Origin of the sequence: Pseudoduganella sp. S-14 (genome assembly GCF_049913285.1) — a bacterium.
Lineage (GTDB): Bacteria > Pseudomonadota > Gammaproteobacteria > Burkholderiales > Burkholderiaceae_D > Rugamonas.
Genome location: NZ_CP183991.1, coordinates 4,180,564 through 4,198,944 on the forward strand (window position 1 = coordinate 4,180,564; position 18,381 = coordinate 4,198,944).

Below are 18,381 nucleotides of genomic sequence, written 5' to 3' on the forward strand. Positions count from 1 at the left end.
CATTGACAGAATGTTCAGTACCGTGTTCGCTCAAACTGCCGTCTGCGGCCCCGCCCTGCTCTCGCCTGACCTGGCCGTCGTGCTGCGCCTGCTGGTGCTGGCGCCGCTGCTTGAGGAATGGGTGGTGCGCGCAGGTTTGCATGCATGGCTGTTGCCGCGCTCGCGCGGCGCCGTCGCGGTGCTGGCCAGTGCGGCGGCCTTCAGTGCGCTGCACCTGGGCTCCGGCCTGCTGGCGGCAGCGCTGGTGTTCGGGCCCGGCGTGATGTTCGGCCTGGCCTACCAGCGCTGGCGCGACTGGCGGCTGTGCGCCATGCTGCACAGCGCATGCAATGCCTGGGTCCTGTCGATGTGTGCATGAACCAATCACCAACCACGGGAGCTCCGATGAAACATCACCGACTTTGGGCTTTGCTGGCACTGGGCCTGGCGCAAGCCGCGCATTTCGCGCAGGCTGCCGATGCCCTGAACGGCAAAAGCCTGTACCTGAACGGCCCCACTTCAGGCGGCACCACCTGCTCCGCCTGTCACGGCGCAAACCCGGCTGCCAACGTCAATAACGTGCTGGCGGGCGCCAACAACCCCACCGTCATCAGTTCTGCCTTCGCAGCCAACAAGGGCGGCATGGGCTCGCTGTACAACGGCAAGTTCACGGCGGCGGAAGTTGCCGACCTGGCAGCCTTCATCGGCAACCCGAACGTGACGGCGGCGCCGGCGGCTTCGGTGGCGCCGTCCACGCTGTCCTTTGGCGGCGCTACGATTGGCCAGGACAGCGGCGCCCTGTCCACCACGCTTTCCAATACCGGCTCGGCGGCGCTGAACATCAGCGGCATGGCGGTGGGCGGCGGCAATGGCGGCGACTTCCGCATCACCGGCGGCACTTGCGCTTCCGGCCAGGCCGTGGCGGCAGGCAGCAACTGCAGCGTGCAACTGATGTTCCGCCCGACCGCATCCGGCGCGCGCAGCGGCGCGCTGACCATCAGCCACAATGCCACCGGCGGCTCCAGCAGCGTCATCCTGTCCGGCACCGGCAATGCCGTGGCACAGGCCACGCTGTCGCTGTCGGCCACGGCGCTTGATTTCGGCGCCCTGCTGACCAATGCTCCGGCGCAGCGCACCCTGACCCTGACCAATAGCGGCCAGGCGGCGCTGAGCTTTTCATCGATCGGCGTGAGCGGCGCCCAGGCGGGCTTCATGACGCTCGGGGGTACTTGCGCAACGTCGACGCCGCTGGCAATCGGCGCCAGTTGCACCGTGGTGTTGCAGGCGCTGCCCACCACGGCAGGACCATTCGCGGCCAGCCTGAACCTGGCGTCGAACGCCAGCAACGCGAACGTGGCGGTCGCGCTGTCCGGCAACGCGTCCGCACCGGCTCCTGCCATCGACGCCAGCCCGAGCGCAGTTGCCTTCGGCCTGTGGACCATTGGCGCCGCCCCTATCATGCAGCCTGTCACGCTGAATAACCGCGGCAACGTGGCCCTGGCCTTCAGCAGCATTGCCGTCAGCGGCGCGCCCGGCATCACCATTGGCAGCGGCGGCGATTGCGGCAGCAGCTTGGCCGTTGGCGCCAGCTGTACCGTGCCGCTGGCCTTCGCACCGGCGGCAGCAGGCAATGTCGCCGGCACCCTGTTGGTGCGCTCCAACGCAGCCGACCTCTCGGTTGCCGTCACCGGCGCCGGCACCACTTCCCCGGTGGCCCGCCCGCAACTGAGTAACAGCGGACCGCTGGCCTTCGCCAATACCCAGGTGGGCCAGCAGTCTGCCGCGCAGCGCATCACCCTGGCCAACAGCGGCACGGGTTCCTTGAAAATTGCTTCGCTGGTCCTGGGCGGCAGCCATCCCGGCGACTTCGCGCTGGCCGGCAGCTGCGCCGCCGATGCGACCCTGAGCCCCGGCGCAAACTGCACCATCGATGCAAGCTTCAAGCCGACTGCGGCCGGAGCGCGCAGCGCAGACATGCTGCTGGTCACCGATGGCGGCGCCCAGTTCACCGTGCGCCTGAACGGCAACGCCAGCGCGGTTCCCACTCCCACGCCATCGCTCGGTCTTGCGCCGCAGGCCTTCGACTACGGCAGCGCCGCTGCCGGCGGCGCGGGCGTCGTCAAGCGCTTCACCCTGTCGAACACCGGCTCCGCTGCACTCGTATTGAACGGCATTAGCTTCAGCGGTCCATTCGCCGTGGCAACCGGCGAGGCCAATGCCTGCGGCGCCTTCCCGCTGACGCTGCAAGCCGGCGCCTCCTGCGAGCTGCCGGTGCGCTTCACGCCAACCGCCGCGGGCAGCGCCAGCGGCAGCGCCACCTTGCAGGCGAGCGGCGCAAGCTGGCAGCTGGCGCTGACCGGACAGGGTTCGAGCGATGCTGCGGCCGGCGCGACTCAGAATCGTGGCGGCGGCGGATGCTCGTCGATCAGCGGCGGCGACGATCCGATGCTGGCCGTGCTGGCCGTGCTGGCGGCGGCGGTGCTGCTGTGGCGCCGCCGCCGGGCGCGCATGCTGGCGGCCGCCGCCGCGCTGGCGGTAGCCGGCCAGGCGATGGCGCTGGAACCGGGCCAGGCAGCACCGGCCTTTTCGCTGAGCGGCCCAGCAGGCACCGTCAAGCTGGAGCAATACCAGGGCAAGCTGGTGTACATCGATTTCTGGGCATCGTGGTGCGGTCCCTGCCGCCAGTCCTTCCCGTGGATGAACGAGATGCAGGCCCGCTATGGCGGCCAGGGCCTGCAGGTGGTCGGCATCAACGTCGACGCCAAGACCGATGACGCGCGCAGCTTCCTGAACGCGACGCCTGCCAGTTTCGTGATTGCCTTCGACCCCAGCGGCACTGCGCCGCGCAACTACGGCGTCAAAGGCATGCCCAGCAGCGTGCTGATTGGCCCGGACGGCAAGGTGCTGTATGAACACAGCGGCTTCCGCCCCGCCGACCGCACCGTGCTGGAAGCACGCATCAAGAGCGCACTGGGAGTACGTCAATGAGCGCCCGCCTGCTTACGGCCTGCGCCGTGCTGGCCGGGCTTTCCGGCTGCGCCGTGAAACCCGTCCAGCCCTGGGAAAAAGGCGAACTGGCGCGCACCGACATGCTGATCCAGGGCGACAGCCTGGAAACGCGCTTCGACGAACACATTTACGCCAGCAAGGAAGCGGCATCCGGCGGCAGCGCCGTGGGCGGCGGCGGATGCGGCTGCAACTGACAAGGAAGACCATGGAAAACAAACCACAGAACGGCATGCCCGTCGGCCAGGCCTTGCTGGCGGCGGCCATGCTGCTGCCGGGAATCGGCGTCGTGCATGCAGAAACGCCGCCGGAACGGGGCAGCATCGGCGTCAAATACCTGTATTACAAGGAGGACCAGCCGGGCCTGGACCGGGTGCGCGTGCATGCGCCGGCGGTGTCGGTGCTGGCTCCGGTCGCCGGCGAATGGTCGGTGGCCGCCAGCGCCACGGTGGACGACGTGTCGGGCGCGTCGCCACGCTACCACACCGCCGTCTCCGGCGCCTCGCGCATGGACGACTTGCGCAAGGCCGGCGACGTGACCGTCACGCGCTACCTGCCGCACGGCACGGTCGGCGTGTCGGCGGCGTATTCGACCGAGCATGACTATGTATCGCGCGCGCTGTCGATGAAGGCGTCGCTTGCCAGCGAAGACAAGAACACGACCTGGAATGTCGGCGTCGGCGGTTCCGACGACAGCATCAATCCCGTCAACCATATCGTGCAGGACGCCGGGCGCCAGACCGTCAGCGTGCTGGCGGGCGTGACGCGGGTGCTGACGCCGGTCGACGTGGGCCAGTTCACGCTGACCCACACCCAGGGACATGGCTACTATTCCGACCCGTACAAGATGGCCGACAACCGGCCGGACAAGCGCCGCCAGGATACCGCCCTGCTGCAGTGGAATCACCGCTTTGTCGCGCTGGGTGCGACCAGCCGGCTCAGTTACCGCTTCTACCGCGACAGCTTCGGCATCAGCGCCCACACGCTGGGCGCCGAATGGATGCAGGGATTCAGCGATGGCTGGACTGTTACGCCAGCCGTGCGGCTGTACACCCAGCGCGCAGCCGACTTCTATTTCGACCCGGTCTATGACCGCACTCTCGGCGAGCCCTTCCCGCCCGGCTACGTGTTCGGTAGCGGGCAGGCCAGTTCCGCCGACCAGCGCCTGTCAGGCTTTGGGGCGGTCACGCTCGGCGTCAAGCTGGCCAAGCAGTTGAACCGGGACTGGGCGCTCGACTTCAAGGTCGAGCGCTACGAGCAGCGCGGTGCCTGGCGCGTGTTCGGCAGCGGCAGTCCAGGCCTGGCGCCGATGCGCGCGGTCAGCCTGCAAGTCGGAGTGACACGGCAGTGGTAAATCCGGTCTACACGATCGACTTCCAGGCGATGGCCAGCCGCTGCGAGATCCGGCTGGCCGCCGCCAACGGCGCCGAAGCACGGGCGCTGGCCGAGCCGGCGCTGGAGGAGGTACGGCGGATCGAGGCCAAGTACTCGCGCTATCGCCCGGACAGCATCGTGAGCCGGATCAATGCGGCAGCCGGCCTGGCGCCGGTCGACTGCGATGACGAAACCCTGGCCTTGCTGGAGTATGCCGATGCCGTGCATTGCAGCAGCGGCGGCCGATTCGACATCACCTCCGGCGTGCTGCGCAAGGCCTGGGATTTCCGGCTCGGCGCCGTGCCTGCGGCGGGGACGCTGGAGCGCTTGTTGCCGCTGGTCGGCTGGCAACAGGTGCGGCGCGAGGGCGCTGGCGTCCTGCTGACCCGGGTTGGCATGGAGCTGGATTTCGGCGGCTTCGGCAAGGAGTATGCCGTGGACCGCGCGGCGGAGATCCTGATCGCCCAAGGTGTGCAACATGGCTACGTAAACCTGGGCGGCGACATGCGCTTTCTCGGCCCCCGCCCCGATGGCGCCGAGTGGAGCATCGGCATCCAGCACCCGCGCGATGTCCGAGCCACCATCGCCAGCGTGCCTTTCAGCCGGGGCGCCCTGGCGACCAGCGGCGATTACGAGCGATTTTTCGAAGCGGATGGGCGGCGCTATTGCCACATCCTTGATCCGCACAGCGGCATGCCGGTGTCGTACTGGCGCTCAGTGAGCGTGGTGTCGCCCATGGCCATTGCCGCCGGCAGCTGCAGTACCACGGCCATGCTGCTGGAGCGGGATGGGCTGGACTTTCTTGAACAGTCAGGCTTGTCCTACCTGGCCATCGACCAGGATGGCCGAATTTTTCGGAGATGAATAATGAAGTTCCTCATTAAATGGCTGGCGGCGCTGCTGCTGGCTGCACTTTTCGGCAACCTTGCCCTGGCCGATGATTTCCTGGCGCCGGAGCGGGCCTTTGACCTGCGCGCCGAACTGCGCGCTGACGGCCAGCTAGCCTTGCACTGGACGATCGCGCCCGAGTACCACCTGTATCGCGATCGTATCAGCCTGCACAGCGGCGGCGCCGCGGTGCCGGTCCTGCTGCCGCCCGGGAAGCGCAAGTTCGACGAGAATTTCGGCAAGGAGATGGAAACCTATGCTGGCGGGCTGGCCTTGCAGCTTCCCTGGCAGGGCCGCTCCACCGCCACCTTGACGGTCGCCTACCAGGGTTGCGCCGATGCCGGCTTGTGCTACCCGCCGGCCGAACGCCGCTACCGCATCGATCCGGGGCGGCCGGGCGTGCTGGAAGCGCTGCCGGAAGCGCCGCCTGGCCAGGCCGCGGGTACCGCTGCCGCAAGCGCTCCGGCGGCGCATGCCGGCGCGGCGCAGGCGGCTGCCCCGGTGGTGGCCGAAGATGACACCTCGCTCGCGCAGCGCACCCTGCAAAGCGGCAGCGCCTGGCGCATCGGCGCGGCGTTCCTGGTGTTCGGGCTGCTGCTGTCGTTCACCCCTTGCGTGCTGCCGATGGTGCCGATCCTGTCCTCCATCATCGTCGGCGAGGCGCAGGTGACGCGCAAGCGCGGCCTGCTGCTGGCAGCCGCATACAGCCTTGGCATGGCCCTGGTCTACACCTCGCTTGGCGTGGCGGCAGGCCTGGCCGGCGAAGGCCTGGCGGGCGCGCTGCAAAAGCCATGGGTCCTGATGACCTTCGGCGCCCTGCTGGTTGCGCTGGCGCTGTCGATGTTCGACGTCTACCAGCTGCAACTGCCAAGCGCCCTGCAAACCCGCCTCAGCTCCGCCAGCGGCAAGCTGTCCGGCGGCCGCCTCGCCGCCGTGTTCACGATGGGCGCCGTGTCGGCCCTGATCGTCGGTCCCTGCGTGGCGGGCCCGCTGGCCGGCGCCCTGCTGTACATCAGCCAGACCGGCAATGCCCTGGTCGGCGCCGGCGCCCTGTTCGCCATGGCATGCGGCATGAGCGTGCCCCTGCTGCTGAGCGGCCTGTCCGCCGGCAGCCTGCTGCCGCGCGCCGGCGCCTGGATGAACCACGTGAAGAAGGTTTTCGGCCTGCTGCTGATCGCAGTGGCCATCTGGATGGTCAATCCGGCCCTGCCGGTAACCGCCAGCATGGCGCTGTGGGGCGCCTTCGCCATCCTGTGCGCCGCCTTCCTGCGCGTCGGCGAAGCTGTCCCGCAAGGCGCCGGCGCGGGCGCCTATGCAACGAAAGCGCTCGGCGTCCTGATGCTGCTGGGCGGCCTGTTCGAGCTGGTTGGCGCGGCCAGTTCCGGACGCGACGTGCTGCAGCCGCTGGCGCACCTGCGCGGCGGCGGGAACAGTGCTACCATGGCCGCCGCGGGCACGGGCCAGGCACACGATGCCGAAACCCGCTTTACCCGCGTGCGCACGGTAGCCGACCTTGACCAGGCCCTGGCCAGTGCCAAGAAACCTGTCATGCTGGACTTCTACGCCGATTGGTGCGTCTCATGCAAGGAGATGGAACGCCTCACCTTCACCGACACGCGCGTGCAAGCCGCCATGCAGGACATGCACCTGCTGCAAGCCGATGTCACAGCCAACAGCGAAGAAGACCGCGCCCTGATGAAACGCTTCAGCCTTTTCGGACCGCCCGGCATCGTCATGTTCGACGCTAGCGGGAATGAAGTCCCTCAAGCGCGCATAATCGGCTACCAGCCACCCGAAAAATTCCTGCGCCGCCTGGAACTGGCGGCCAACAACCCTGAAAGGACCCCTCAGTGAAACGCACCCTCTCCTTCCTGCTCTGCGCCGCCCTGCTGCCTGCCGCGGCCTTCGCTGCAGACAAGCCGGCACACTGGAGCTATGACGGCGCCACCGGCCCGCAGAACTGGGGCAAGCTGAAACAGGACTTCAGCACCTGCAAGCTGGGCCACAACCAGTCGCCGATCGACATCCGCAAGACCAGCAAGGCCAAGCTGGCGCCGCTGGAATTCGCCTACAGCCCGTCGCCGTTGAAGATCCTCGATAACGGCCACACCATCCAGGTGAACTACGCCGCAGGCAGCAGCGTCACCATCGACGGCAAGCGCTACGACCTGCTGCAATTCCACTTCCACAAGCCAAGCGAAGAAAAGATCAATGGCCGCAGCTACCCGATGGTGGCGCACCTGGTGCACAAGAATGAAGAAGGCAAGCTGGCCGTGGTAGCGGTGCTGTTCCGCAAAGGCGCCGAGAACCCGCTGGTGCAAACCCTGTGGGATGCCTTGCCGAAGGAAAAAGGCGAAGCACAGGAAGTGCCCGGCGTGAGCATCGATATCGGCAAGCTGCTGCCCGCAGCGCAAGGCTATTACAACTTCGCCGGTTCGCTGACCACCCCGCCCTGCAGCGAAGAGGTCAACTGGTTCGTGCTGAAAGATCCGGTTGAAATGTCGGACGCCCAGTTGAAGCGTTTCGCCCAGGTCTACAAGCACAATGCCCGCCCGGTCCAGCCGCTGAACGGCCGCACCGTCCAGGAAAGCCTGTAAATTCAACAGCGGGCCTGCGCCCGCTTGCAGCGATCGCGTCCCTGCCGCTTGGCGGCATACATGGCCGCATCGCTGCGCCGCAACAGCTCTTCGGCCAGTTGCGCGTCATACGGAAACACGGCCAGCCCGATGCTGGCTGATACGAAGGCCGGCTGTTCTCCCTCCAGCCGCACCGGCGCGCGCACTGCCGCCAGCGCACGATCCAGGATCTCCTCCGCCTCGCCCACATCGTTCAGGCCAGCGAGCAGCAGCACGAATTCGTCGCCGCCCAGGCGCGCCACGGTATCGTTGGCCCGCACCACCTGCTGCAGGCGTCCCGCCACTTCCACCAGTACCGCGTCGCCAGCCTCGTGGCCAAACGTATCGTTGACGTGCTTGAAGCCATCCAGATCCATCACGCAAACGGCCACCAGCTTTTCGGTACGCGCTGCAAAGGCCAGCGCCTGCTGCAGGCGGTCTTCCATCAGGCGCCGGTTCGGCAGGCGCGTGAGCGGGTCCATGAAGGCCATCTTTTCAATCTCTTCCTGGCGGGCGCATTCATCGGTAATGTCGGTAAACAGGCCGAAATAGTGCTGCACCTTTCCATGTTCGTCGCGCACCGCGCTCAGGGTCAGGTGTGCGGCAAACAGCGTGCCGTCGGAGCGCTTGTCCCACACCTTGCCCTGCCACTGGCCGGTTCCCAGCAGGCCTTGCCACATCGCCTTGTAGAACTCAGCGTCCTGCCTGCCGGACTGCATGATGCGCGGATGCTGGCCCACCAGCTCGTGGCGCGCATATCCGCTCATGGCAGCGAAGGCGCGGTTGGCCTCGACGATGCGCATGTCGCGGTTGACCACCAGGATGCCTTCCGATGTCGCATCGAACACCTTGGCCACCAGGTGCTCGCGCGCCGCGGCGCTGCGCATGCGCTGGCGCAGCAGCCGGGAAATGCTTGTCACATGGCGAAACATCAGCCATGCCGTCAGCGCCGCGGCCAGCAGGGCGCCGCACAGTGCGGCAAGCGAGATTTCCAGCAAGGCCGCCATGGCATCCCCTACTCCAGCACCACCTCTTCCAGGTAGTCCGGCACCCGGCATGGCCAGTGGAGCTGTTCCGAAATGCGCAGCCGCAGCGCATCGGCCGCCGCCGGTTCGCCATGGGTGACGAACACCTGGCGCGGCGTGGCCGAAGAATGCGACAGCCAGCCCAGGATTTCATCGGAGTCGGCATGGGCCGACAGGTTGCCGATCAGTTCGACCTCGGCCCGGATCGGGTAATACTCGCCGTGGATCTTGACCGAGGTTTCGCCGGCCAGCATGCGGGCCCCGCGCGTCCCTGCCGCCTGGAAGCCGGCAAACAGGATAGTGTTGCGCGAATCGCCGGCAAAGGCTTTCAGGTGGTGCAGCACGCGGCCGCCGGTAGCCATGCCGCTGGCGGCAATGATCACCATCGGCGCCTGGCGCCGGTTCAGCGCCATCGACTCTTCCACGCTGTTGACGATGTGCGCCACGTGGCCCAGGGCATGGCAACTGCGTTCGTCCAGCCGGTGCTGTCCCTGGTGCTTGATATAAAGCCGCGTGGCATCGACTGCCATCGGGCTGTTGAGGTATACGGGGAGCGCGAGCGGGATGGCGCCTGCCTCCTTGAGCCGCCAGATTTCATACAGCAGTTCCTGCGCACGTCCGACGGCAAACGAAGGGATCACGGTCACCCCGCCGCGCGCCGCAGTCCTGCTGATGACGTCGGCCAGCTTGCTGCCGGGGTCGGCGACGTCGTGGCGACGGTCGCCGTAAGTCGATTCCACCACCAGGTAGTCGCATTTGCCAAGCACGGTCGGCGGCCGCATGATCGGATCGTTGGGCCGCCCCACGTCGCCGGAAAACATCACAGTCCGGCTGTTGCAACGCACCGAAACCGATGCGGCGCCCAGGATATGCCCGGCCAGCTGGAAACGCGCCATCATGCCCGGCGCCGGCGCAAACTCCTGCCCAAGCGGCACCACTTCCAGGTGCTCCAGCGCGCGCAGCGCGTCGGCTTCGGAATACAGGGGCAAGGCCGGCTTGTGCTTGGAGAAGCTGTGGCGGTTCGCATACAGCGCTTCCTCCTCCAGCAGCCGGCCGCTATCGGGCAGCAGGATGCGGCACAAATCGCGCGTCGCCTCCGTGCAGTACACCTTGCCGCGGAAGCCGGCGCTGACCAGCACCGGAAGGAAGCCGCTGTGATCGAGGTGGGCATGGGTCAGCACCACGCTGCGGATGGCCTCCGGCGGCACCGGGAAAGCTTCCCAGTTGCGCAGGCGCAGCTGCTTATAGCCCTGGAACAGGCCGCAGTCGACCAGTACCTGTTCGTCGCCATGGCGCAGCAGGTATTTGGAGCCGGTGACGGTGCCGGTGGCACCAAGAAATTTAAGTGTGAGCATATTTGCAGCATATCCAAGCCGACGCACAAAATATTTGATCCAGGTCAAAGAGAAGTCTTGCGAAATGCGGCAGTGCGAAAATGACATTGTTGCCTTGCGAGGATGTAGAATCAGGGCCTTTGACCTTTTCGACACCAGGACGCCATACATGACAGAACTGAAACGGGGCCTGAAAAGCCGCCATATCCAGCTGATCGCGCTGGGCGGCGCCATTGGCACGGGCCTTTTCATGGGCATCGCCGACACCATCAAGCTGGCCGGGCCTGCCGTGCTGCTCGGCTACGCGGTGGCCGGCTTCATTGCCTTCCTCATCATGCGCCAGCTGGGCGAAATGGTGGTCGACGAGCCGGTGGCGGGCTCCTTCAGCTATTTTGCCGACAAATATTGCGGCCACATGGCGGGCTTCATGTCGGGCTGGAATTACTGGGTGCTGTACGTGCTGGTCAGCATGGCCGAGCTGACGGCAGTGGGCATCTACGTCCAATACTGGTGGCCGGGCATTCCGACCTGGGTCAGCGCCCTCGCCTTCTTCCTGATCATTAACGCCATCAGCCTGGCCAATGTGCGCGCTTACGGCGAAATGGAATTCTGGTTCGCCATCATCAAGGTGGTAGCGGTGGTCGGCATGATCGTGTACGGCGGCTACCTGCTGGTGTCCGGCAACGCCGGGCCGGAAGCGACCGTGGCCAACCTCTGGCAACACGGCGGCTTCTTCCCGAACGGCGTGTCGGGGCTGGTGATGGCGATGGCTGTCATCATGTTCTCTTACGGCGGCCTGGAACTGGTGGGCATTACCGCCGCCGAAGCCAGCAACCCTTCCGAGACCATTCCCAAGGCGACCAACCAGGCCATCTACCGTATCCTGATCTTCTATGTCGGCGCATTGGGCGTGCTGCTGTCGCTGTACCCGTGGCAGAAGGTCGTCACCGGGGGCAGCCCGTTCGTGATGATCTTCCACGCACTGAACTCCAACTGGGTTGCGAACATCCTGAACGTGGTGGTGCTGACCGCCGCACTGTCCGTGTATAACAGCGGCGTGTACTCCAACAGCCGCATGCTGTACGGCCTGGCCAGGCAAGGCAATGCACCGAAAGCCCTGCTGGGCGTGAACAAGCGCGGCGTGCCTCTGGCGGCGCTGGGCGTATCGGCCCTCGCCACCGGCATTTGCGTGGTGCTGAACTACTTCATGCCGGGCAAAGTGTTCGGCTTCCTGATGGGGCTCGTGGTCTCTTCGCTGGTGATCAACTGGGGCATGATCAGCTGGATTCACCTGCGCTTCCGCGCCCAGAAAAAGATCGAAGGACGCGAGACGGGCTTCAAGAGCTGGGGCTACCCGCTGACCAACTACCTGTGCCTGGCCTTCCTGGCCGGCATCCTGCTGATCATGTACATGAGCGAAGGCCTGCGCATTTCGGTGTACCTGATCCCGGTCTGGCTGCTGGCACTGTACATCGGCTACCGCCTGCGCGGCGTGCCTGAGAAGGCGGCGGCGTAATGTCCCGGGTCGCACTCCTGACGATCCACGGCATGGGCGAGCAGCCGCTCGACTATGCCGACGACATGCGGCGCGCGCTGTCGCACCGCATGGGCGCGGCCTTCACCGACGTCGACGTGCACAGCGTGTATTACCAGCACCTGCTCAAGCCCAACGAGCTGGATGTATGGAACCGCACGCGCGAGCGCTCCACCGTGCGCTACGAACAGCTGCGCAAATTCATCCTGTTCGGCTTTGCCGATGCGGCGGGGCTGGAAAATCGCAAGGAATACGACAATTCGGTCTACGAGCAGGCGCAGATGGAGATCGCGCGCGCCCTGCTGGCGATCCTTGCCAACCGCGGACCGGATACGCCGATCGTGCTGCTGGCGCATTCGCTGGGCTGCCAGGTCATGTCCAGCTTTATCTACGACGCGCAAAAGCGCGCCGGCGGCGGTGCCGTAGCGGCCGGCATCTGGAAGCCGGGCCGCATGGCCGACAGCCTGACTGCCGAGCAGCGCAAGTTCCTGCAATGCGGCACAGTGCGCACCTTCGTGACGACCGGTTGCAATATCCCGGTCTTCGTCTCCGCCCACCAGCGCATGGACGTCAAGCCCATCATCAAGCCCAATCCAGCATTCACCTGGCTCAACCTGTACGACCCCGACGATGCACTCGGCTGGCCCTTGCAGCCGCTGGAAGGCGGCTACGAAACGCTGGTCGAAGACCGCGTCGTGAACGCCGGCCAGGGCATCCTCGACTTCATGACCAAGAGCTGGAATCCCCTCTCCCACACCGCCTACTGGACCGACGACGAGATCATCAAGCCCTTGGCCAGCTTATTAGCTTGAAAGTCGGGGTCAGGTCTGGCAATCCGCCATTTTTTTCGTAATGCGGAAAGAATGGCGGATTGCCAGACCCCGACTTTTATCTTGAACGCATGTTGTCGGCGGCTTGGCGCTGCTGTTCGATGCGGCGGATTTTTTCTGCCACTTTGGCCAGCTCCTCGGGCGGCACGCCGGCTTCGCGACCTTGCTCGAGATCGGAATGCAGGCGGGCTAGTTCGGGGACTGCGGCTTGGGCGTAGGCCGCGGCCAGGCGCTGTTTCTGCGCCAGCTCATGGGCGGCGTAAGCTTGCGGGTCGGCCATTACGCTGGCGTCGGGGTGCTCGGCCGGGGCGTCGTGCTGGATCGGCGGGGTGCGGGCGTCGCCGGATTCGCGTGCCTGGGCCAGCGAGAGCCAGGCCGGCGCCCGCGGGTCGACCGGCGGGATCGGCACGCGGCGCAGTCCATCGCCCTCGCCCGTATCAGCCATCGCAGGACGTTCGCCAGCCCCCGGTGCGGGCATGGGGGCCGGCTGTGCGGGCTTGGGTGGTGCGACGGCGGGCGCTTGGGGAGGGTGCGTCGTCTCGCGAACGCTGGCGAAGTACCATTGACCAATGACCGCGGCGATAATGGCGGCGATGACGGCGATGCCTTGCCAGTGTTTCATGGGGCCTCTGCGATTTCAATACGCGCTGCGCGGCGCGACTGTTCGATCATCTGGCCTAGCTGCTGCCTGCCTTTCTGCAGCGCGATCATGCGGCTGGCCTGGTAGCGCACTGTTTCCGATTGTAGCGGGTGGGCGCCATGGACCTGTTCTTCAACGAGCACGATTTCCCAGTAGGCGCTTTCGTTCGGGCCGACCGGTGCCCGGACCGGGGCCGATGGCTTGCCGGGCGGCTGGCTGAAGGCCAGGCTGGCCAGCCAGTCCTTGCTGCCGTCGGCGCTGATCCAGCCCAGGTCGCCGCCTTTGGCTGCGTCGCCGGCGCGGGACATGCGGCGGGCCGTGGCGACAAAGGCGGCGCCTTCCTGCAACGCTTTCACCACACGCTGCGCCTGCCCTTCGTCCGCTACCCGGATGTGGCGGGCGCGGACTCGGTCGATGCGGGCAAACAAGTCCTTGTGCCGGTTGTAGAAGTCTTCAATCTCTTGCGCACTGACCTCGCCAGACAGGCGGTTCAGGAGCGGGCTGCCGGAGTCGGTGTCGAGGCCGACGCCATGCAGGTTCTGCAGCGCCACTACGGCCTCGCCGTCGGCGATTGCCTTGCGCAGGTCGGCCACCGCTTCGGCGCCAAATCGCTGGCGAGCCCAGTGCAGCACGTATGCGTTGGCCACGATACGCCGTGCTTGCAGCGCTGCGACATGGGCCGGTTGCTGCGACAGCGCCAGCCGGCCCTGGACGTTTTGGCGGTGGTAGACGTCGTACAGGGTGACACTCGCCGGCTCGCCGCCGGGAAGCTGGTAGCGCAGGACGTCGATCTTGCCGGCCAGGGATTGCTGTTCGCTGGACAGCGCGATCTCCAGCTTCAACTGGCCCTGACGGCCGAAGACTGCTTGCAGCTGCGGCTGCTGGATTGGCGGCTGCGCGGTCACCAGGCTTTCCAGCGAGGCTCCCGGCAGCGCCTTCACAGCGGTGTCGATGTCCTTCCCGTACACTTCGCGCAGGGCTGCGACGAGGCGCTCTTCAACCATGACTTCCGGGGCAAAGGCCACCGTGGCGCCGGCCTGCTCCTTTGGCGCTGCATCACTCGCGCGGGCTGCCAGGAGGCGCACCTCGATAATGTCGTCCAAAACGGCACGCCGCTGCACCGAGGGCTTGGCAACGCGCCGCTGCTGCCAGATGGTGTCCAGCGTGAAGGTATATACCGGTGCGCCGTCGATGCGGGCGGCTACTGCCGCGCCAGGCGACGCTCCACCAGCGCCGGTAGCGGAAGTGCCCGCCACTGCGCACGCTCCGGCGAGCGCTGCGGCGACGGCGGCGACGAAGTGGCGGGCGGCCATCAGTTGGCCAGGCGCTCGGCGGCGCGGTTCAACACGTGGACCACCATGGCGATCGAGTGCGGAATCATCTTCTTGCCAACGACTACGCGGTCGCCATGCGCAGTCGACGACAGCACGATGCCGCCGTTCGCATACGAGTAGGTGCCGCCCTGCGTCAGCAACGGGCGAATATCGCTGCCGTTGGTCGAAACCGGCGTGAAATCAGCCATGGCAGCAGTCACCAGTGCCGAGTCGTTCAGGCGTTCGCTGTCGTAGTAGTCGTACACCCATTGCTCCCACCCCGAATGGTCGTGGGCGGATGTCGTCCAGGTGTGGTGCGGTTGCAGCAGGTCGGTGGTATGCAGCACGAAGCCGAGCGACTGCGCGGTCGGCTGCGCCAGGAATTGCGAGAACCAGTATTGGCCCAGGTTGTCGATCGGCTGGAATGGCGCAGCTTCAAAGTCGGCATACATGGAGGAAGTCGAGTAACCGCCCAAGCGGTAGTGGGATTCGGTGATCCCGTAGGCGTTGTATTTGCTGCCGTCGCCGAACCAGCCTTTCAGGCCGCCGGCGCCGTCGTCCAGGTAATCGCCATACAGCCAGCTCGCTGCCAGGTTGTCGATGTCGCCAGCCACGGCCAGCTTGGCGTAGTTGTAGCCGCCGAACGGGTTGCCGTGCACGTCGCGGCCGGCAGTGTGGTTCTGGAAGTGCCAGTAGGTGGTGTACTTGACGATGCTGGCGCCAGCGCCCCACACCGGCGCCATCTGGCAGTTGCCGGTGGTCGCGCCGCAGATATAGGTGTCGGCAAAGTCGTCGACGTCGTATGCGCCCTGCCCCAGCGCTGCCGCGAACTGGTCCATCGTGTAACCGGCACGCGTGACGCCGGAGAGCAGCTTGTTGTAGTTGGTGGTACCAGGATTGGCCTTCATGTAATTGACGGCGTCCAGCACGATACGACGGTGCGTTTCTTGCTGCCATGCGTGGGCCGGAAGGCTTACTGCGGATGCTGCCAGCGCGAGGCTGGCAGCGATGGTGCTCAGTTTCATCTGGTTTCTCCTGGTTGAAAAGAGTCCAGACGATAGCGTCAATTTATGACGGACAGATGAAAAAGTATTCTAAAAATATTAACAAACTCAGAACTGCTCCCACTCGTCGCCTGCGGTGGCACTGGCAACCTTGCGCTGGCGCGCCGGACGCACCGCAACGGCGGTTGAAGCGGGAGGACTGCTGGCATTGCGCAGCACCGGAGCCGCCTTCAGGTGGGCCGCCCCGATGCGGAACGCGCTCACCGCGCGGGCCAGCACTTCCGCCTGGTCCTGCAAGGCTTGCGACGCCGCCGCGGTCTCCTCCACCAGCGCAGCGTTCTGCTGCGTGACCTGGTCCATCGAGGTAATCGACTGGTGCACCTGGGCGATGCCTGCGTTCTGTTCCGCGGTGGCGGCGCTGATCTCGGCCACGATATCGGACACCTGCTTGACGCTGGCCACCACGTCGCTCATGGTATCGCCGGCGCGCACAACAAGTTTGGTGCCGGAATCGACTTTGTCCACGCTGTCGTCGATCAGCGCCTTGATTTCCTTGGCCGCCGCGGACGAGCGTTGCGCCAGGTTGCGCACCTCGGTTGCCACCACGGCAAAGCCGCGCCCCTGTTCACCGGCGCGGGCCGCTTCCACCGCGGCGTTCAGCGCCAGGATATTGGTCTGGAAGGCGATGCCGTCGATCACGCTGATGATGTCCACGATCTTGTGCGAGGAGGCATTGATGGACGCCATGGTGTCGATCACTTCCTTCACCACCTCACCGCCCTGCACCGCGATCTGCGAGGCGTTCTGCGCCAACTGGTTGGCCTGGCGCGCATTGTCCGAGTTCTGGCTCACGGTGGAGGTCAGTTCCTCCATGCTGGAGGCGGTTTCCTCCAGTGCCGCAGCCTGCGCCGAAGTACGGTTATTCAAGTCGCCGGTACCGGCTGCGATCTGGCGCGAAGCGGTGCTGACCGCATCGGCCGCCGACCGGGCCGTGCCCACCACGCCGCCGATTTCACCGAGCAGCTTGTTGAAGGCCACGCCGGCATGGCCGATTTCATCCATGCGCTCCACCTCGACCTGGCGCGTCAGGTCCAGCGAGGAACTGACGTTTTCCATCGTGCCCTGCATCCTGTCCAGGCCACCGGTAATCACCAGGTACATCTTGTAGCCCATGAACGCCACCACCAGCAGCACGGCCACGGTGACCGCTACCAGGATGGTCAGCGCCTTCGAGTAATCCGCATCGCTGTCGGCCTTGACCTTTTCAATCAGCTTCTGGTTGTAAGCGACGTGGTCATCCAGGCTTTTCTTTACGCCGGCAGCGCCCAGCGCCAGCGGCGAACCGGCCACCAGGGTGGCGCGCACGGCGTCCATGTCGCCGGCATGCGCGGCCGCGATAAATGGCACCAGCGCCTGGCGGTAGGTTTCCATTGCAGCCTTGTCCTGCTCCAGCATCTTGCGGTCGGTCTCGTCGAAGACGTTATTCTGCGCGTAATCGGCCAGCACCTTGTCGAAATTGGCGTGGGCGTCGTTGTAGGCCTTGTCCAACCCAGTCTTGTCGGACAGGTTGGAGAACACCGACAGGCGGTAGCCGGCCAGGCGGCTGTCGCTCACCGCCGCCTTGGCGGCATTGATGGCTGAAACGCTGGGAATCAGGCGGGTCTGCACCAGCTCCATGCGGCGCTGGGCATCGCGCAATTGCCAGATGCCTTCGGCGCCGACGAACAGCAGGCCAATCAGGGCAATTGCCAGGGTAATGATCAGTCGGTTGCTGATTTTCATGATGGGGCTTCTTCCTATGCAAGTGAATCAGTATCGCAGTCTTAGAAACCTGGCCGGCGCACGCTACCAGCTTACCGCCTTGCCATCAGAATTGCGTCGCCAGTGATTCGTGGAAGATCGGCGGCTGGACGTCCGACCCGAAGCCGTTGTCCAGTTCTTCCAGGCGGCGCATCGGCACATCCTTGAGGTCCGCAATCTGCGGCGTCCAGCGCAGCAAACGGTCGGCATCGAAGCGGTCGATCGCGCAGGCAATTGCATAGCCGCTCATGGCGCTGATACGACTGCGTGCCTGAGCCTGTGCCTCGCGAATTGCCAATACATAACGTTCGACCGTCAAGCCGGTTGAAGGCGCCTTGCCGACCCGTTCGCGCAGGCGGGACAGCAAATCGGTATGCGTCGCGAGCAGTTCCATCAGCCCGCTGCCCGGCCGCGCAGTCGTCACATCGTGCTCGCCACGCATCAGGTAGGTGACGGCCATCGGTTTATGGTTGCTGGTGACCACACGAATGCTGCCGCCCACCATCGACATGATGCTGAAATAGATCGCATCATTCAGCGCAGCCTTGCCTGCCTGCGGCATGAGCTTCAATTGCTGGATTTCGATGATCATGCTGCCTTCGCCGTCCGTGAACATGGCAGCGACGCCGGCCAGGGTTGGCGCGCTTGGATAGGTTGTATAGTCGCCCAGCGGGCGGAAACCGCGGGTGGCGAGCTGGGTCGCGTAATCGTCGATCAGGCTCCAATCGACCTGCTTGCGCGCCTGCGCACTGTCGCGATCGATATGCACGTAAGAGGCGAGGTCCTGCAGGCGGGACAGCAGGTCTTGCCTGATCTTCCAGGCAGTACGCAGGAAGGTCAGTACGCCGACGCTGCATATCAGCAGGCCTAGCCAAAGCATGCCGCCAGGTGCGCCAAGCAATGGGATGAGAACGGCAGCCAGCGCGGCACAAACGACGCTGTTGAATAATGAATTCCTGAACATTGCCTTCTTCAAATGCAGCGCCATACGCTCTCCCAATAGTTGGGGAAAATTATAGCGATGCAGATGGGGTTAAAA

At 65.4% G+C, this 18,381-nt stretch carries 16 protein-coding genes; 9 read left to right on the forward strand and 7 right to left on the reverse strand.

The features are described from left to right. The first annotated feature begins 22 nt into the window (after nt 1–22). From mrtJ to ACN9MZ_RS19060, 7 genes are read left to right on the forward strand one after another with little or no spacing between them, the layout of a single operon-like run. Entirely contained in the window at nt 23–358 is a 336-nt protein-coding gene (gene mrtJ, locus ACN9MZ_RS19030; protein WP_426338519.1) for a JDVT-CTERM system glutamic-type intramembrane protease MrtJ, read from the forward strand. A 26-nt stretch (nt 359–384) separates the two neighbouring features. Next, the gene (locus ACN9MZ_RS19035) at nt 385–2,967 is read left to right on the forward strand and encodes a choice-of-anchor D domain-containing protein (protein WP_426338520.1); all 2,583 of its coding nucleotides are present in this window, start codon (nt 385–387) and stop codon (nt 2,965–2,967) included. Further along, nucleotides 2,964–3,182 carry a DUF4266 domain-containing protein gene (locus ACN9MZ_RS19040; protein WP_426338521.1) on the forward strand — a complete coding sequence of 73 codons (219 nt, stop codon included), beginning with the start codon at nt 2,964–2,966 and terminating at the stop codon, nt 3,180–3,182. Before ACN9MZ_RS19035 ends, ACN9MZ_RS19040 begins: the two co-directional genes overlap by 4 nt. 11 nt (nt 3,183–3,193) lie before the next feature. Continuing rightward, on the forward strand, nt 3,194–4,339 hold the full coding sequence (locus ACN9MZ_RS19045; protein WP_426338522.1) for a DUF3570 domain-containing protein: 1,146 nt from the start codon (nt 3,194–3,196) through the stop codon (nt 4,337–4,339). Continuing rightward, nucleotides 4,333–5,223, forward strand: coding sequence for an FAD:protein FMN transferase (locus tag ACN9MZ_RS19050; protein WP_426338523.1), 891 nt, complete (start codon nt 4,333–4,335; stop codon nt 5,221–5,223). The genes ACN9MZ_RS19045 and ACN9MZ_RS19050 overlap by 7 nt, the downstream gene beginning before the upstream one ends. A 3-nt stretch (nt 5,224–5,226) precedes the next feature. Beyond that, on the forward strand, nt 5,227–7,101 hold the full coding sequence (dsbD, locus tag ACN9MZ_RS19055) for a protein-disulfide reductase DsbD (protein WP_426338524.1): 1,875 nt from the start codon (nt 5,227–5,229) through the stop codon (nt 7,099–7,101). Further along, on the forward strand, nt 7,098–7,844 hold the full coding sequence (locus tag ACN9MZ_RS19060; protein WP_426338525.1) for a carbonic anhydrase: 747 nt from the start codon (nt 7,098–7,100) through the stop codon (nt 7,842–7,844). Before dsbD ends, ACN9MZ_RS19060 begins: the two co-directional genes overlap by 4 nt. A gap of 2 nt (nt 7,845–7,846) precedes the next feature. Here the strand turns inward: ACN9MZ_RS19060 and ACN9MZ_RS19065 are convergent, their stop codons facing one another. Together ACN9MZ_RS19065 and ACN9MZ_RS19070 are read right to left on the reverse strand one after the other, a co-directional pair. After that, a complete protein-coding gene (locus tag ACN9MZ_RS19065) occupies nt 7,847–8,869 on the reverse strand; it encodes a diguanylate cyclase domain-containing protein (protein WP_426338526.1) in 1,023 nt (340 codons plus the stop codon). A gap of 8 nt (nt 8,870–8,877) precedes the next feature. Continuing rightward, nucleotides 8,878–10,242 (reverse strand): MBL fold metallo-hydrolase RNA specificity domain-containing protein, encoded by a 1,365-nt coding sequence (locus ACN9MZ_RS19070; protein WP_426338527.1) that lies wholly within the window; start codon nt 10,240–10,242, stop codon nt 8,878–8,880. 148 nt (nt 10,243–10,390) lie between these two features. Here ACN9MZ_RS19070 and ACN9MZ_RS19075 point away from each other — a divergent pair, with 148 nt between their 5' ends. Both ACN9MZ_RS19075 and ACN9MZ_RS19080 read left to right on the forward strand, forming a co-directional pair. Beyond that, nucleotides 10,391–11,737: an amino acid permease gene (locus ACN9MZ_RS19075; protein ID WP_426338528.1), complete on the forward strand. Its 1,347-nt coding sequence runs from the start codon at nt 10,391–10,393 to the stop codon at nt 11,735–11,737. Next, nucleotides 11,737–12,567 carry a hypothetical protein gene (locus ACN9MZ_RS19080; protein ID WP_426338529.1) on the forward strand — a complete coding sequence of 277 codons (831 nt, stop codon included), beginning with the start codon at nt 11,737–11,739 and terminating at the stop codon, nt 12,565–12,567. The genes ACN9MZ_RS19075 and ACN9MZ_RS19080 overlap by 1 nt, the downstream gene beginning before the upstream one ends. 76 nt (nt 12,568–12,643) lie before the next feature. Here the strand turns inward: ACN9MZ_RS19080 and ACN9MZ_RS19085 are convergent, their stop codons facing one another. From ACN9MZ_RS19085 to ACN9MZ_RS19105, 5 genes are all read right to left on the reverse strand, one after another. Then, nucleotides 12,644–13,207 (reverse strand): hypothetical protein, encoded by a 564-nt coding sequence (locus tag ACN9MZ_RS19085; protein WP_426338530.1) that lies wholly within the window; start codon nt 13,205–13,207, stop codon nt 12,644–12,646. Further along, nucleotides 13,204–14,538, reverse strand: coding sequence for a peptidylprolyl isomerase (locus ACN9MZ_RS19090; RefSeq protein ID WP_426338531.1), 1,335 nt, complete (start codon nt 14,536–14,538; stop codon nt 13,204–13,206). The genes ACN9MZ_RS19085 and ACN9MZ_RS19090 overlap by 4 nt, the downstream gene beginning before the upstream one ends. Beyond that, nucleotides 14,538–15,563, reverse strand: a complete 1,026-nt coding sequence (locus tag ACN9MZ_RS19095; protein WP_426338532.1) for a phospholipase — start codon at nt 15,561–15,563, stop codon at nt 14,538–14,540. Before ACN9MZ_RS19095 ends, ACN9MZ_RS19090 begins: the two co-directional genes overlap by 1 nt. An 87-nt stretch (nt 15,564–15,650) precedes the next feature. Then, nucleotides 15,651–17,324: a methyl-accepting chemotaxis protein gene (locus ACN9MZ_RS19100; RefSeq protein ID WP_426338533.1), complete on the reverse strand. Its 1,674-nt coding sequence runs from the start codon at nt 17,322–17,324 to the stop codon at nt 15,651–15,653. 85 nt (nt 17,325–17,409) lie between these two features. Next, entirely contained in the window at nt 17,410–18,330 is a 921-nt protein-coding gene (locus ACN9MZ_RS19105) for a hypothetical protein (protein ID WP_426338534.1), read from the reverse strand. Nucleotides 18,331–18,381: the final 51 nt, after the last annotated feature.